13 protein-coding genes are annotated in these 15779 nt (G+C 63.6%); 8 read left to right on the top strand and 5 right to left on the bottom strand.

Annotation, left to right across the window (positions count from 1 at the left end):
- The first annotated feature begins 10 nt into the window (after positions 1 to 10).
- The 7 genes from murJ to gyrB all read left to right on the top strand — a co-directional run bounded on the left by murJ (position 11) and on the right by gyrB (position 10157).
- The gene (murJ, locus tag DEVEQU_RS02570) at positions 11 to 1573 is read left to right on the top strand and encodes a murein biosynthesis integral membrane protein MurJ (protein ID WP_126149009.1); all 1563 of its coding nucleotides are present in this window, start codon (positions 11 to 13) and stop codon (positions 1571 to 1573) included.
- 68 nt (positions 1574 to 1641) lie between these two features.
- Entirely contained in the window at positions 1642 to 2685 is a 1044-nt protein-coding gene (trpS, locus tag DEVEQU_RS02575; RefSeq protein ID WP_126149010.1) for a tryptophan--tRNA ligase, read from the top strand.
- Positions 2686 to 2702: 17 nt separating this feature from the next.
- Positions 2703 to 3176, top strand: coding sequence for a universal stress protein (locus DEVEQU_RS02580; protein WP_126149011.1), 474 nt, complete (start codon positions 2703 to 2705; stop codon positions 3174 to 3176).
- Between the two features lie 391 nt (positions 3177 to 3567).
- A complete protein-coding gene (locus DEVEQU_RS02585) occupies positions 3568 to 4839 on the top strand; it encodes an O-acetylhomoserine aminocarboxypropyltransferase/cysteine synthase family protein (RefSeq protein ID WP_126149012.1) in 1272 nt (423 codons plus the stop codon).
- 163 nt (positions 4840 to 5002) lie between these two features.
- A complete protein-coding gene (dnaN, locus tag DEVEQU_RS02590; protein WP_126149013.1) occupies positions 5003 to 6127 on the top strand; it encodes a DNA polymerase III subunit beta in 1125 nt (374 codons plus the stop codon).
- Positions 6128 to 6340: 213 nt separating this feature from the next.
- Positions 6341 to 7459: a DNA replication/repair protein RecF gene (gene recF, locus DEVEQU_RS02595; protein ID WP_126149014.1), complete on the top strand. Its 1119-nt coding sequence runs from the start codon at positions 6341 to 6343 to the stop codon at positions 7457 to 7459.
- 244 nt (positions 7460 to 7703) lie between these two features.
- The gene (gyrB, locus tag DEVEQU_RS02600) at positions 7704 to 10157 is read left to right on the top strand and encodes a DNA topoisomerase (ATP-hydrolyzing) subunit B (protein WP_126149015.1); all 2454 of its coding nucleotides are present in this window, start codon (positions 7704 to 7706) and stop codon (positions 10155 to 10157) included.
- A gap of 104 nt (positions 10158 to 10261) precedes the next feature.
- Here the strand turns inward: gyrB and DEVEQU_RS02605 are convergent, their stop codons facing one another.
- The 3 genes from DEVEQU_RS02605 to DEVEQU_RS02615 all read right to left on the bottom strand — a co-directional run bounded on the left by DEVEQU_RS02605 (position 10262) and on the right by DEVEQU_RS02615 (position 13992).
- Positions 10262 to 10573, bottom strand: coding sequence for a hypothetical protein (locus DEVEQU_RS02605; RefSeq protein ID WP_126149016.1), 312 nt, complete (start codon positions 10571 to 10573; stop codon positions 10262 to 10264).
- A complete protein-coding gene (gene ctaD, locus DEVEQU_RS02610) occupies positions 10570 to 13068 on the bottom strand; it encodes a cytochrome c oxidase subunit I (RefSeq protein WP_223214076.1) in 2499 nt (832 codons plus the stop codon). The genes DEVEQU_RS02605 and ctaD overlap by 4 nt, the downstream gene beginning before the upstream one ends.
- A gap of 168 nt (positions 13069 to 13236) precedes the next feature.
- On the bottom strand, positions 13237 to 13992 hold the full coding sequence (locus DEVEQU_RS02615; protein WP_126149018.1) for a cytochrome c oxidase subunit II: 756 nt from the start codon (positions 13990 to 13992) through the stop codon (positions 13237 to 13239).
- On the opposite strand from DEVEQU_RS02615, the gene DEVEQU_RS02620 reads away from it, so the two are divergent.
- Entirely contained in the window at positions 13918 to 14472 is a 555-nt protein-coding gene (locus DEVEQU_RS02620) for a DUF2231 domain-containing protein (protein WP_126149019.1), read from the top strand. The two genes, DEVEQU_RS02615 and DEVEQU_RS02620, sit on opposite strands and share 75 nt — an antisense overlap.
- Here the strand turns inward: DEVEQU_RS02620 and DEVEQU_RS02625 are convergent.
- Positions 14453 to 14953, bottom strand: a complete 501-nt coding sequence (locus tag DEVEQU_RS02625; RefSeq protein WP_223214077.1) for a CopD family protein — start codon at positions 14951 to 14953, stop codon at positions 14453 to 14455. The genes DEVEQU_RS02620 and DEVEQU_RS02625 overlap by 20 nt on opposite strands.
- Positions 14950 to 15702: a cytochrome c oxidase assembly protein gene (locus tag DEVEQU_RS02630; protein ID WP_126149020.1), complete on the bottom strand. Its 753-nt coding sequence runs from the start codon at positions 15700 to 15702 to the stop codon at positions 14950 to 14952. Before DEVEQU_RS02630 ends, DEVEQU_RS02625 begins: the two co-directional genes overlap by 4 nt.
- Positions 15703 to 15779 lie beyond the last annotated feature (77 nt).

A 15779-nucleotide genomic window follows, 5' to 3' on the forward strand; every position in this document is an offset into this window, starting at 1 on the left:
GGGTTCTGCCATGAGCCTCTTCCGTAATTTCGTGTCCGTGGGCGCGCTGACCCTTGTCTCGCGCCTCGCCGGGTTCGTGCGCGATGCACTTATGGCGGCGGTTCTGGGCACTGGCCCGGCCGCCGACGCCTTCTTTGCTGCCTTCCGCTTTCCCAATCTCTTCCGCCGGCTCTTCGCCGAAGGCGCCTTCAACACCGCCTTCGTGCCGATGTTCTCGGGCGCGCTCGAGCGGGATGGTGAGGAGGGCGCAAAGCTGTTGGCCGCGCGGACCATGAGCTGGCTCGTCGCCATGCTGGTGGTCGTGACCATTCTGGTCGAAATCTTCATGCCGCAGATCATGGTCGCCTTCGTGCCGGGCTTTGTCGACGATCCGGAAAAGTTCGAACTGACCGTGCTGCTGACGCGGATCATGTTCCCCTATCTCGCCTGCATGTCGCTGATGGCCGCCTATGGCGCCATCCTCAACACGCTGGGCCGGTTCTTTGCGGCGGCCTTCGCGCCGGTGCTGCTCAACATCGTCAACATCGCCATGCTGATCCCGCTGGCCACCTTCTGGCTGCAGGCGCCCGAAGAGGCGACGATCTGGGTCGCCATCGCCACCATGGGCGGCGGCATCGCCCAATTGGTGCTGGTCTGGGCGGCGATCGAGCGCGCCGGCTTCCGGCCGCGCCTGGCTTTGCCCCGGCTCGATGCCGAGGTGCGGCGCTTCTGGGTGCTGGCCATTCCGGCAATCCTGGCCGGCGGCATTACCCAGATCAATATCTTCGTCGGCACCATCATCGCCTCGGGCGCCGACAATGCCATTTCCGTCCTCTCCTATGCCGACCGGCTCTATCAATTGCCGCTCGGGATCATCGGCATCGCCATCGGCACGGTGCTGCTGCCCGAACTCAGCCGCCATCTCAAGGGCGGTCGCGAGGCCGAGGCGCGCCAGAGCCAGGATCAGGCGCTGTTCGTCGCCATGCTGCTGACCATGCCGGCCGCCTTCGCGCTTTCGGCATTGGCCGAGCCCATCGTGCGGGTGCTGTTCGAGCGCGGCGCCTTTAACGCCCTGGCCACGTTGCAGACGGCGCAGGCGCTGATCGCCTTTGCCGCCGGCCTGCCGGCTTTCGTGCTCATCCGCGTGCTGCAGCCGGGCTTTTTCGCCCGCGAAGATACCATCACCCCGACCATCTTTGCCGGGGTCAGCGTTGTCGCCAATATCGCCATTTCGCTCTGGCTGTTCCCCAGCCTCGTCCATGTCGGCATCGCTATCGCCACCTCGGCCTCGGCCTGGCTCAATGTCGTCATGCTGGCGGCGATGCTGGCGCTGCGCGGCCATTTCCGGCTGACCCCGGCGCAGTGGCGCGGCCAGTTGGCTATCCTCGTCATCAGCCTCGTCATGGGCGCGGCGCTGTGGCTCCTCGCCGCGCGGGGACAACACCTGCTCGCCAGTGGCACCCCGTTCTGGCTGCAGGCCAGCGTCCTGGGCGTGCTCATCCTTTTCGGCGTGGTCACCTATTTCACCCTCGTGCATGTTTCGGGCACGCAAAGGCTGGGCCTGTTGCTGCGGCGCCTGCGCCGGCGCGGCTAAACGCATTGTTCCCGACCAGCCCGGCGTGGTAACAGCCAACGGCGATTTTTGAACTGCTAGGCTCGATCATGACTTTCACCCAGCGCGTTTTCTCCGGCATCAAACCCTCGGGCGATCTGCATTTGGGGAACTATCTCGGTGCCATTCGCCGCTTCGTGCCGCTACAGGACACGCATGAGACGCTCTATTGTGTCGTCGACATGCATGCCATCACCGTCTGGCAGGACCCGGTTGACCTCAAGCGCTGGACCTATGAAATCGCCGCCGCCTATATCGCGGCTGGTCTCGATCCCAGAAAGTCGATCATCTTCAACCAGAGCCAGGTGGTGGAACACGCCGAGCTCGGCTGGATTTTTAATTGCGTGGCGCGTGTGGGCTGGATGAGCCGCATGACCCAGTTCAAGGACAAGGCCGGCGGCGAAGGTGGCGAGAATTCCGAGCAGGTGTCGCTCGGGCTCTATGCCTATCCCTCGTTGATGGCGGCCGACATCCTGCTCTACAAGGCGACGGCCGTGCCGGTCGGCGACGACCAGAAGCAACACCTGGAACTGACGCGCGACATCGCCAAGAAATTCAATCACGACTACAAAAAGCAGATCAAGGCGCTAGGCGGCAAGGGCGACTTCTTCCCCGTCCCCGAGACCTTGGCGACCGGTCCGGCCATGCGCGTCAAATCGCTCAAGGACGGCTCCAAGAAGATGAGCAAGTCCGACGCCTCGGACATGTCCACCATCTACATGATGGACGATGCTGATCTCATCGCCAAAAAGATCAAGCGCGCCACCACCGATGCCGATGCGCTGCCCTCTGAGGCGGCGGGCCTGGCCGGTCGTGCCGAGGCAGAAAACCTCGTGGGCATCTACGCCTCGCTCTCCAATCGTTCGGTCGATGATGTGCTGGGCGAGTTCGGCGGGCAGGGCTGGGGTGTCTTCAAGCCGGCGCTGGCCGATCTCTCCGTTGCCGTCCTGGCCCCCATCGCCGACGAAATGAAGCGCTTGGTGTCCGATCGCGGTGAAATGGATAATATCCTGCGCGACGGTGCCGCCCGCGCCCGCACCATTGCCGAGCCGGTCATGGCCGGCGTGCGCGATATTGTCGGTTTCGTCCGCTAACAGACAGGGAGACGCCCTTGGTTTCGCAGGTTGAATACAAGCGCAAGTTTCTTGTCGTCATCGACGAGACCGAAGAGTGCGACCGGGCCCTGACCTTTGCCGCCTGGCGGGTCAAGCGCACCGGCGGAACCGTGGTGCTGATGAGCGTCGTCTCCCCGCCCGAATTCATCGGATTGGGGGTCGAAGACGTGCTGCGCGCCGAAGCGGTCGAAGAGGCCGAACGCAATCTCGACATGCGGCTGGCGCGCATCAAGGAGATCGGCGAGGTTCGCTCCGAATCCGTCATCCGCGAAGGCAATGGCGCCGAGCAGATCGAGGAAGTGATCGGCAAGGACCACGACATCGCCATCCTGGTGCTTGCCGCTTCCAAATCCTCCGAAGGGCCGGGCCCCCTGGTCAATCACTTCGCCAACCGAGCTCATGCCCTGCCGATCCCGCTGACCATCGTGCCCGGCCATATGAGCGACGAAGAAATCATCGCGATCTGCTGACCGGCCCGCTTTGGCGGGCAAAATCTCCCCGGTGGGGAGATTTTAGGTCAGCAGGCCACGACACCTGCGGTGGCGTGGCAAAAAGCGTTCCGCTCAAAATCTCCCCGGTGGGGAGATTTTAGGTCAGCAGGCCACGACACCTACGGTGGCGTGGCAAAAAGCGTTCCGCTCAAAATCTCCCCGGTGGGGAGATTTCAACTCCGCAGGCCATGAGAGCTATGCTCGACTGGCGGTGCGCAGATTTGTGCAGCGCGCCATCGCGCTTTCGGCACGCCCGGAAACAACCTTCCAAAACAAGGGCGCGGCAGAGGACGACTTGCCTCGTCTACGCCTTGTCATTTTCGGGTTGAGCGGAGAATGTGGCGCCCAGCGAGTACCTAGGGAGCGTCTCATGAAGCTTGAATCCATCGCCCTGCATCACGGCTATGAATCGGAGGCCACCACCAAGGCGGCGGCCGTGCCGATCTACCAGACCACGTCCTATACCTTCGACAACACCCAGCACGGCGCTGATCTGTTCGACCTCAAGGTCGCGGGCAATATCTATACCCGCATCATGAACCCCACCACGGCCGTGCTCGAAGCGCGCGTCGCCGAAATGGAAGGCGGCATTGCCGGCCTGGCTTTGGCCTCGGGCATGGCGGCGATCACCTATGCCATCCAGACCATTGCCGGCGTCGGCGACAATATCGTCTCGGTCTCCCAGCTCTATGGCGGCACCTACAATCTGTTCGTCCACACCTTCCCGCGCCAAGGCATCGAAACCCGCCTCGTGAGCCACGACGATTATGAAGGCTTCGAAAAGGCCATCGACGAGCGGACCAAGGCCATTTTCCTTGAATCCATCGGCAATCCTGCCGGCAATGTCGTCGATATCGAGCGCATCGCCGAAATCGCCCATCGCCATGGCGTGCCTGTCATCGTCGACAACACCGTCGCCACCCCCTATCTCACCCGCCCCTTCGATTTCGGCGCCGATATCGTGGTGCATTCGCTGACCAAATATATCGGCGGCCACGGCACCTCCATCGGCGGCATCATCGTGGATTCAGGCAAATTCGACTGGAAGGCCAATGCCAAGCGCTTCCCGGTGCTGAACGAGCCCGATCCGTCCTATCATGGCGTGGTCTATACCGAGGCGCTGGGCCCGGCGGCCTATATCGGTCGTGCCCGTGTCGTGCCGCTGCGCAATACCGGCGCCGCCATCTCCCCGCTCAATGCCTTCCTCATCCTGCAGGGTCTTGAAACCCTCGGCCTGCGCATCGAGCGCCATGCCGAGAACGCGCTCAAGGTGGCAAAGCACCTCAAGGGCCATCCCAAGGTGGAATGGGTCAATTATGCCGGCCTCGAGGACAGCCCCTATAATGCGGTGGCCAGGAAGATCTCCAAGGGCAGCGGCTCGGGCATTCTTTCCTTCGGTATCAAGGGCGGCAAGGACGCCGGTGGCCGCTTCATCGACGGCCTGCAGATGATCCTGCGGCTGGTCAATATCGGCGATGCCAAGTCGTTGGCCTGCCATCCGGCCTCCACCACCCACCGCCAGCTTTCGCCCGAAGAACTGAAGAAAGCCGGCGTATCCGAGGATCTGGTGCGCATCTCGGTGGGCATTGAGAATGTCGACGATATCATCGCCGACATCGACCAGGCGCTCGACAAGGCCTGATAAGGCGAGCGGGGCAGGGCTGTCTTTTCCGTGACAAAAGACTGCCCGCCCTTGCCTTTTGCCCGCCGACTTGCAAATGTATCGCACGATTACAAAACCCCGGTTCGCCGGGGTTTGCCGTCTCTAGTCAGACGGAAATTGAGTGCCAGGGGTAGGTTGAGACATGAAAGTCACGCTCGAACGCAATCATCTGCTCAAGTCGCTGAGCCATGTGCACCGGGTGGTCGAGCGCCGCAACACCTACCCGATCCTGGCCAATGTGCTGTTCAAGGCCAGCGACGATCATGTGGAGCTGCGCGCCACCGACCTCGATATCGAGGTGACCGAAAGCGTGCCCGCCATGGTCTCGACCCCGGGCGCCACCACGGTGCCGGCGCATACGCTTTATGAAATCGTGCGCAAGCTCTCCGACGGCGCCGAAGTGCGGCTCGAAACCGATGGCGGCGAGAACATGGTTCTCACCTCCGGCCGCTCGCGCTTCAACCTCGCCTGCCTCAATCCCGACAGCTTCCCCGATCTCAAGTCGGGTGCTTTCGCGCATGAATTCGACATTGCCGCCGCCTCGCTGCGCGAACTGATCGAGCGCACCCAGTTCGCCATTTCCAACGAGGAAACGCGCTACTATCTCAACGGCATCTATTTCCATGCCGTTCAGAACAGTGCCAGCGGCAGCCTGTTCCGCGCCGTCGCCACCGACGGTCACCGCATGGCGCGCGCCGAAATCGCCGCGCCGGCCGGCGCCGAGGGCATGGGCGGCATCATCGTGCCCAAAAAGACCGTGGGCGAAGTGCAAAAGCTCCTCGATGGTGTCGATGGCGATGTGCATGTGGAAGTCTCCGACACCAAGATCCGCGTCACCGTGGGTCCGGTCGTGCTGCTCTCCAAACTCATCGAAGGCACCTTCCCCGACTATGACCGGGTGACGCCCAAGAACAACGACAAGCAGATGCTGGTCGACAAGGCCGGCTTCGCCATCGCCGTGGATCGCGTCTCCACCATCGCTTCGGATCGCGGCGGCAAGGCGGTCAAGCTGTCGGCCTCCAATGGCCTGCTGGAATTGTCGGTGACCAATCCAGATCACGGCACGGCCAGCGAGGAAGTGGCGGTGGATTTCGAGACCGACGGCTTCGAGATCGGTTTCAACGCCCGCTATCTGCTCGACATCATCACCCAGATCCGCACCGAAAGCGCGGTCTTCCTGTTCAACGACGCCAATTCGCCGACCCTGGTGAAGGAAGAAGGCAGCGAGGCCAACGCCCTCTACGTCCTGATGCCGATGCGTGTCTAGTCGGCGTCCACCAGGGCAAATCGCTCCGGTGGAGCGATTTGAGCGGACTAGGCCCGCAGAGCTATGCGCGCAGGGCGGGATGCCTGCGCCAAACGCGATCGTCACCCTCGGGCTTGACCCCAGGGCTCTTCACCTGCTGATGTCGACAAAGTGCAGTCCCCTCCGGTCGAGCCCGAGGGTGACGAGCAGTGAGTTGAACGAGGTTGCGGACTAATGCCCATGATCCGCCACATCTCTCGCCTGCGCCTCACCGCCTTTCGCAATTACGCTTCGGCCGCGCTCGATCTCGATTCTCGCCATGTCGTACTGACCGGGCCCAATGGCTCGGGCAAGACCAATCTGCTTGAGGCCATTTCGGTCCTGTCGCCAGGGCGCGGGCTGCGCGGAGCCAGTTTCGAGACCCTGCAGGGGCTGGGCACGGACCTGCCCTGGGCGGTGGCGGCGACGATCGAGACCGATGCCGGGCCGGCCGATATCGGCACCGGCGCTCTGCCCGATGGCGGGCGGCGGGTGCGCATCAATGGCGCCAATGCCCGCTCTATCGAGGCGATGAGCGATTATCTGCGCGTGCTCTGGCTGACCCCATCCATGGATGGACTCTTTACCGGCCCTGCCGGCGATCGCCGGCGGTTTCTTGATCGGTTGGTGACGACGCTCATCCCCGCCCATTCGGCCGCGGTGGGCGACTTCGACAAGGCCATGCGCCAGCGCAACAAGCTGCTCGACGAAGATGCCGATCCGCGCTGGCTCACCGCCATCGAGGCGCAGATGGCCGAACTGGGGGCTGCCATCCATCTCAATCGCACCGATAGTCTGCACCACCTGCAGGGCCTGATCGCCGAAAGCCTCGAGGATGGCAGCTTCCCCGCTGCCCGGCTGTCGCTGAGCCCGCTTCTGCCCGAAGGCGAGGAGCCGGCCACTTCGGCGGCGCTCGAGGCCCTGCTGATGACCCGCTGGCAGGGGCTGCGCGGGCTTGATCGGGCGGCCGGACGCACCACATTAGGACCACACCGCGTCGATCTCGATGTCGTCTATGCCCAAAAGGGCGTGCCGGCAGGGTTGGGTTCGACCGGCGAGCAGAAGGCGCTGCTGATCGGGCTGATCCTGGCGCATGCCCGCCTCGTGCGGCTGCGCACCGGCATCGTGCCGTTCCTGCTGCTCGACGAAATCGCCGCCCACCTCGACGCCGACCGCAGAAGGGCCTTGTTCCAGGCGCTCGATGGACTCGAAACCCAGTGTTTCCTCACCGGCACCGACCCGGTACTGTTCGAAGCTTTGGGCGAGCGGGCGCAAAGCATCGGTGTCCGCGACGGGCGCTTGGCGGCGGCGTGAGCCTTATGCCTCCCCCCTCGGGGAGAGGGCGGATCGGCCGAAGGACGAGACGGGTGAGGGCTTTTCTACCAACGTGGGCCCCCTCATCCGGCGCTACGCGTCACCTTTTCTCCGAGAGGGAGAAGAATGGCCGCTTGTACCTTCCTTATGCCCAGCAAATGCCCTTCAAACGGCCAATTTTCTTGGGGTTTCAGCCCCATTCCGATAGAACGAAACTTACGTCTCAACCACTGATTCGGACCTCATGAGCGACAGCGAAAACCCGACCCCGAACGAGTATGGCGCCGACAGCATCAAGGTGCTCAAGGGCCTCGATGCGGTGCGCAAGCGCCCGGGCATGTATATCGGGGATACGGATGACGGCTCGGGCCTGCATCACATGGTCTATGAGGTGGTCGACAACGCCATTGACGAGGCGCTTGCCGGCCATGCCGACCTTGTCACCGTGACGCTCAATGCCGACGGGTCCTGTTCGGTCAACGACAATGGTCGCGGCATTCCCACCGACATTCACAAGGAAGAGGGCGTCTCGGCAGCCGAGGTCATCATGACCCAGCTGCATGCCGGCGGTAAGTTCGACCAGAATTCCTACAAGGTTTCCGGCGGTCTCCACGGCGTGGGCGTTTCGGTGGTGAACGCGCTTTCCGTGTTCCTGAAGCTCAATATCCGCCGCAATGGGCAGGTTCACGAGATGAGCTTTACCCATGGCGTCGCCGATGCGCCGCTCAAGGTCGTCGGCTCCTATGTCGAGAACAAGCAGCCCGGCACCTATGAAGGCCGTTCGGGTTCAGAAATCACCTTCCTGCCCTCGACCGATACCTTCACCATGGTGGAGTTCGACTTCAAGACGCTCGAGCACCGCCTGCGCGAACTGGCCTTCCTCAATTCCGGCGTGCGCATCCTCCTGCGTGACCATCGCCATCCCGAGCCGGTCGAGGTCGAGCTGTTCTACGAAGGCGGGCTCGAAGCCTTTGTGCGCTATCTCGACAAGTCCAAGGCGCCGGTGATTGATACCCCGATCGTCATGCGCTCGGAAAAGGACGGCATCACCGTCGAAGTGGCGCTGCAGTGGAACGACAGCTACCACGAAAACGTGCTGTGCTTCACCAACAACATCCCCCAGCGCGATGGCGGCACCCACCTTGCCGGCCTGCGCGGGGCGTTGACGCGGCAGGTCACCGGCTATGCGACTTCTTCGGGCATTGCCAAGAAGGAGAAGGTCGAGCTCTCCGGTGACGATACCCGCGAGGGTCTCACCTGCGTGCTCTCGGTCAAGGTTCCGGATCCGAAGTTTTCGAGCCAGACCAAGGACAAGCTGGTTTCCTCCGAAGTGCGTCCCGTTGTCGAAAACATCGTCAACGAAAAGCTCGGCCAGTGGTTCGAAGAGCACCCCAACGAGGCCAAGACCATCGTCGGCAAGGTGGTCGAGGCCGCTGCCGCCCGCGAAGCCGCGCGCAAGGCGCGCGAGCTGACCCGCCGCAAGGGGGCGCTGGAAATCTCCTCGCTCCCCGGCAAGCTCGCCGACTGCCAGGAACGCGACCCGGCCAAGAGCGAAATCTTCATCGTCGAGGGTGACTCGGCTGGTGGCTCCGCCAAGCAGGGCCGCGACCGCTCCAACCAGGCCGTGCTGCCGCTGCGCGGCAAGATCCTGAACGTCGAGCGCGCCCGTTTCGACCGCATGATCAGCTCCGACCAGGTCGGCACGCTGATCACCGCGCTGGGGACCGGCATCGGCCGCGAAGAGTTCAATGCCGACAAACTGCGCTACCACAAGATCATCATCATGACCGACGCCGATGTGGACGGCGCTCATATTCGCACCCTGCTCCTGACCTTCTTTTACCGGCAGACGCGCGAGCTGATCGAGCGGGGCCATATCTACATCGCCCAGCCGCCGCTCTACAAAGCCACGCGCGGCCGGTCCGAGCTCTACCTCAAGGACGAGGTGGCGCTGGAAGATTATCTGCTGCAGGGTGGGCTCGAGGACGCCGTATTCAAGACGCGGGATGGCGCCGAGCATGCCGGTCACGACCTGCTGGGCATTCTCCAGCAGTCTCGAGACATCGTCAAAGCCATCAACAATCTCAACACCCGCTACAATCGCAACCTGGTCGAACAGGCCGCGATCGTCGGTGGGCTCGATCCCGATGGCATGTCCGATTCCCAAAAGAGCGGGGAAACGCTGCAGCGCGTTGCCCAGCGTCTGGATCGCATATCCGACGAGCTTGAACGCGGCTGGACCGGCGAGATCACCGACGAGGAGGCTTTGGCCTTTTCCCGCACGGTGCGCGGCGTGACCGAGACCCACCAGATCGACCGGGCCCTGCTGCAGAGCGCCGACGCCCGCAAGCTGCGCCAGCTGGCCGAGCGGCTCGACGAACTGTTTGGCGGCGTCCCGACGCTGACCCGCAAGGGCGAGACGATTCCCATCTACGGCCCCGCCTCGCTGTTCAAGGCGGTGACCGATGCCGGCCGCAAGGGCGTCAGCCTGCAGCGCTATAAAGGCCTTGGCGAGATGAATGCCGAGCAGCTCTGGGAAACCACGCTCGACCCCAATGCCCGCACCCTGCTGCGCGTCGAAATCGACCAGACCGACGAAGCCGACCAGATATTTACCGCCCTCATGGGCGACCTTGTGGAGCCGCGCCGCGACTTCATCCAGGATAACGCGCTGAACGTTTCCAACCTGGACGTCTGAGTTCGTCGCGCCAGCGGCGTGCGACCTCTCTAGGCGCGCTTCAAGAGCGATCGCGGCTCAAGGCAGCGATCCGATAGTGCTTTGCGCCACGGCGAGGCTCCGTCCTAGATACACGCACTCACAAACGTCACCGGCAGGAACACCAATATGCCGGAGGCGAGGGCGGCGCGGTTGGCCCAGAGGGCGGCGCGTTGCAGGCTGGGGTCGGTGTTGACGCGCGGCTGCGGGGGACGAAAGGCAAGCCAGGCCAGCGGCAGATTGCTGAGGATGAAGCCAGCGACGAGGACCGGTCGGTGGGCGCTCCAGCCATAGGCGCAGCCCAGCGCCTGCAGCGCATAGAGCACAACGAAGGCCAGCGACCAGACGGTAAAGCCCGCCACCAGCAGCACCAGCGGATTGTCGAGCGCTTGTCTCATGCCGCGCTCCCCACGCCGCTCAGCACCAATCCCATTCCAAGCGCCGCTGTGGTCACGGCAGCCCCATAGCCGCCCCACAGCCAGGCAAGGATCAATTCCGTCTGCCGGCTCGCCGACACAAAACCCTGGCTGGTGCGCCAGAGCGCGTGCAGCGAGAGAATGGCGGCAAGGCCCATGTGAAGCGCCGCATAGACCAGCAGCACGAAGATAACCGCGTCCCGCGCATGGCCCGTCGGGTCCGGGATTTGCGTCATGGCGTAAACCAGAGCCAGCCCGGACAGGACTTGCGCCAGCCCTGCTGCCAGCGTGATCGGTGCGGCCGACGCTCCACCGGCAGTGGCCCGGCGGGCGAGCCCGGTCAGGACCGCACCCGTCACAGCCGCGACGAGCGCCAGGCCCATGGCAACGAGCGGAGCGGCGAAGGGCGCAACCCCCTGCCAGTTGGGCGCGACGACGAGCAGAAATAGCCCCCCGAACACCAGCGATGAGAAGAGCGTCGCATTCATCACCAGGGCAGTGCGATTGGCGAGCACGCTGACATTATGCGGGCTTTCGGCGTCGAGCGGGGCGGTTTCGCCCATGCCGATCTCGATCGGGCCGATATCGCGCTTTTGCCCGAGCGTGGCGGGCCAGAGCAGGAACAGTCCGAGTGTCACCAGCGCCGCAAACGGCGCCAGCCAATATTGACCGAAAAGGAAGGCGAGAAAGAAGCTGCCGGTGGCCAAGGCGGTCCATAGCGGCAGGAAGGTGCGTTGCGGCAGGATGATCACCTGCTCGGCTGCCCCCGTCAGCATGTCGACGCCCAGCGTCTCCTGCCGGTTCTCGCGGGCAAAGCCGAGATAGCCGAAGCCGCCGGCCAGCACCGGCCCGATCTTGGCCGGCTCCAGCCCATCGGCGCGCTCGTCGATGCGGGGAATGGCGGCAAAGTTGTAGCTTGGCGGCGGGGTGGGCGTGGCCCATTCCAGCGTCTGCGCCCGCCAGGGATCGCGGCGGAAGCGCTGGCCGAAGCGGAATTGCAGCACGAGATCGGCCAGCACCAGCGCAAAGCCCATGGTCAGCACGAACCCACCCACAGATGAGACCAGGTTGAGCCAGTCCCAGCCCCAGTTCGACGGATAGGTCGAAATGCGGCGCGGCATGCCCATGAGCCCGGTCAGGTGCATGAGGAAGAAGGTCATGTTGAAGCCGACAAAGATCAGCCAGAAGGCCGGGACCGACAGCCGGTAAAGGCTCTGCCGACCAGAAATGTGCGGCATCCAGTGATAGATGCCGGCCAGCATGGGAAAGACGAAGCCGCCCACCAGCACATAATGCAGATGTGCCACGACGAAATAGCTGTCATGGGCCTGGGTGTTGAACGGCACCATGGCCAGCATCACCCCGGTCAGCCCGCCAATGACGAAGACAAAGAAGAAGCCGAAGACATAAAGCATCGGCACGTCCCAGCGTGGTTTTCCCGAGGCCAGCGTGCCCAGCCAGACAAAGATCTGCACGGCCGTGGGCACAGCCACCAATGCGCTGGCGGCCGAGAAAAACGCCAGAGCCAGATGCGGAATGCCCACCGTAAACATGTGGTGCACCCAAAGCCCGAAGGACAGAAACCCCATGGCGACTATGGCAGCGATAACGGCGCGATAGCCCAGGATCTGCCGCTGCGCAAAGACTGGGATGATGGTCGAGAGCGCCCCGGCGGCGGGCAGGAAGATGATATAGACCTCCGGGTGCCCGAACAGCCAGAACAGGTGCTGCCAGAGCAGCGGATCGCCGCCGCGCGTCGGATCGAAAAAGGGCAGGTCGAAGGCGCGTTCGAGCTCGAGCAGGATGGAGCCCAGGATCAGCGGCGGAAAGCCGATGATCATCATCCCGGCGGTGACCAGCATATACCAGCCGAACAGCGGCATGCGGTTGAGCGCCATGCCCGGGGCCCGCATCTTGAGGATGGAGACGAAAATCTCGATGGCGGCGGTGACGGCCGAGATTTCGACAAAGGTAATGCCCAGGAGCCACACATCGGCATTGATCCCCGGCGTATAGGGCTTTGAGGACAGCGGGGAATACATGAACCAGCCGCCATTGGGCGCCACCCCGGCCAGCATGGCCACGATCAGGATCGAGCCGCCGAACAGATAGCACCAGAAGCCGTAGGCGGTGAGGCGCGGAAAGGCCATGTCGCGCGCGCCCAGCATCTTGGGCAGCATGTAGATGGCAAAGCCCTCGAACATGGGAATGGCGAACAGGAACATCATCACCGTGCCATGCATGGTGAAGATCTGATTGTAGAGCTCGGGCCCGATAAAGGCGCTGTTGGGCGTCGCCAGCTGCGCCCGGATCAGCATGGAGAGCAGGCCCCCGATGGTGAAGAACACCAGGGCCACCACCATGAAGCGCTTGCCCAGCACGGTGTGATTGACGCTGGAGAGCCGGCCAATCCCCGGCGGCGTCATCCAGATGCGCTCGAGCTGCTTGTGCAGTCGGATGGGGGAAGGGGTGGTCATGTCAGATGCCCCGTGACGCATGAAATCGCCAAAAACACAGCGCCGCCCTCGGGCTTGACCCGAGGGACTGCAGAAGCGCCCGAATGGTAAAAATGTGCCCAGTGCAGAGTGGCCCTCGGGTCAGGCCCGAGGGCGGCACTGTGTAGGGGATGGCGAGGGGACAAGAACTCAAGGTGCATTTCCCTCCATCAATGCCGCAAAGTCCTCGGGCGCATGCGCTTCGACGCGGAAAATCATGCTGTCATGTCCGATGCCGTTATATTCGGCGTTCTGTCCCCAATAGGTGCCGGCCGTGTCGACCTGCAGGCGGATGACATTGGTATGGCCGGGAATGGCGTCGATCTTGCCGCCGAGTCGGGGCACCCAGAAGGAATGGATGACATCGGCCGAGGTCACCGCGATATCCACGGGCACGCCCACCGGCAGATGCAGAACGGTGCTTGCACCCATGGCCGGCGCGTCGGGATAGGAAAACCGCCAATGCCATTGCCTGCCTTCGGCCTCGACCCGGTATTGCGCCGTGCCATGGGGCAGCAATTGCTCGCCCAGCACCAGGGCCGTGCCGGTCAGCAGCACGAGAACCGGGATGGGCAATACCAGGCCGCCGCCGATGATCCACTGTGCCGGAGTGATGCGCTTGAGCGGGCCGCTGCGGCGCCAGACCAAAGCGAACAGCACCATGACCAGGGTGAAGAGCGCCGTCGCGCCGGCCAGCATGATCCACCACAGCGTCGCAAGATTGGCCGCGCGTGGACCCGCGGGATCGAGCGTCGAGAGCTCGCCGGTGCAACCGGCCAGCGCCAGCGGCGTTGCACACAGTGCAACGAATTTAAAACAGGGGGTGAAACGATGAGCGAAGCGTCGCGCGAAGCCGAACAGGTTGAGATTGCGCTGGAAGAGGGCCAGGAAGCCAGCACCACCCATCCCAATCCCCATATTCGCGAAGTGGCCGAACAGGATATCGGCTCGGCCATCGCCGTTGCCGGCCACCCCATCCATGCCATGCTGGTGCATTTCCCGATCGCCTTCGTCATTTCGACGCTGGGGATCGACATGTTCTACTGGTTTACCGGTGATGCATTTTGGCTTGCGGTCGGCACCTGGTCGGCCGGCGCCGCCTTTGTCTTCGGCGTGCTGGCGGCGGTAGTCGGCACGGCCGAGCTGCTCGCAGTACCCGGCATACGCGTCCGCGTCGCCAGCTGGAACCACGCTATCGCGGCCATGGTCATGCTGGCTATTGTCGGCGCCAATGCCGGGCTGCGCCTGTTCTGGCCCGAAACGGTTCTGCCCAGCGGATTGATGCTGTCGGTGCTGTCCAGCATGGCGGCGGGTTTTGCGGGATGGCATGGCGGCAAGCTGATTTTCGATCATGGCGTCGGCCTCCTCATTTCATCCAAGGGATGAAGGGGCCGGCAATCTCCCCCAGCCGGCCCGGCACGAAGAGGTTGGCGAACAGCGCCGGCCATTCGAGCCTTGGCTTGCCCAGCACCAGCGCCAGGATGATGGTGACCACGGCGACCGTCAGTGTCACCACGCCGATCAGCCGCCACAGCGGATAGGCCCGGCCCGGCTCGAAGAGTTTCAAAATCATCAGCCCGGAGAAGATGTGGATGCCGGTCAGCACGGCGACCGCCAGCAGCTTGGCCGAGAACCAGTTCTCATAAGTGCCCATCAGAAAGATCAGCGCCGTGCCTGTGCCTATGGCGATAAAGGCGGCGGGCGAGACGATGTTGACATAGAGAAAGCGCGCAAAGGCGTGTAGGCGATGCAGCGCCTCGTCCTCGAGCCCCCTGCGCTGCACATAAAGGAACGGCAGGGCGATGAGCCCGGCGGCCCAGAAGGCGATGGTGCCCACATGGATGAATTTGAGCCAGGTGACGATCATGAAGCCGCCGTCTGCCGGGAATCCAGGGCCGCAACCAGCCGCCAAAGGGCCAGCACCATAAGCGGCAGGTTCGCCGGCACCCACATGATCAGCCCGGCCAATTGCTGGTCATCCAGCGGCGAGAACCCATAGGCCAGCGTGCCGGAAAAATGCGGCACATAGAGCGGTGTGGGTGCAAAGACCAGCAGCGCCCCGAGCAGCCCCATCTGGATCGCGCTCGACAGAGCCGTCACCCCCGCCGGCAGCACCGATCCATTGCGGATGAGCCCGAGCCAGAGCCAGGTGAAGGTGCCCAAAAGGCTCAATTGCATGGCCCAGTAGATGCCGGGATGACTGAAAGCGGCGGTATAGAAATCCGGTGCATGCCAGAGCCAGAGCGCGATGGTCGAGAGGGCGAGGGGCGGCAGCAGCGGCAGCACCCGCCCCCAGCGCGGCGGCAGTGCCAGTGCCAGGAGCGGCGCCACCACCATGGCGAGCAGCACATGGTGCCCCACTCGCGCCGAGAACAGCGCCACGGTCAGCGCACAGAGCGGAGAGACGAACAGCACCGCCGCCAGTCCCCAGGCTCCGGCAAAAGCCGCCTTGCGGCCGATATCCGCAGAGCGCAGCAGCACCGCGCCAACCAGCGCCGTGAGCACCAGACCGGTGATCAGACCCGGCTCGAAATTCCACCGCCCCAGCAGTTCGGCGGGGCTTGGCGGGGAGCCGCAATAACTCATATCGAAGGAAAAGGCTGACGCTTGATCCATTTTCCGTTCCGTTTTTCCAAGACGCACAAGGCCTGCGGTTCCTGCTCTCCCTCCCCCTTGAGGGGAGGGCCGGGGAG

Source organism: Devosia equisanguinis, assembly GCF_900631955.1.
GTDB lineage: Bacteria > Pseudomonadota > Alphaproteobacteria > Rhizobiales > Devosiaceae > Devosia > Devosia equisanguinis.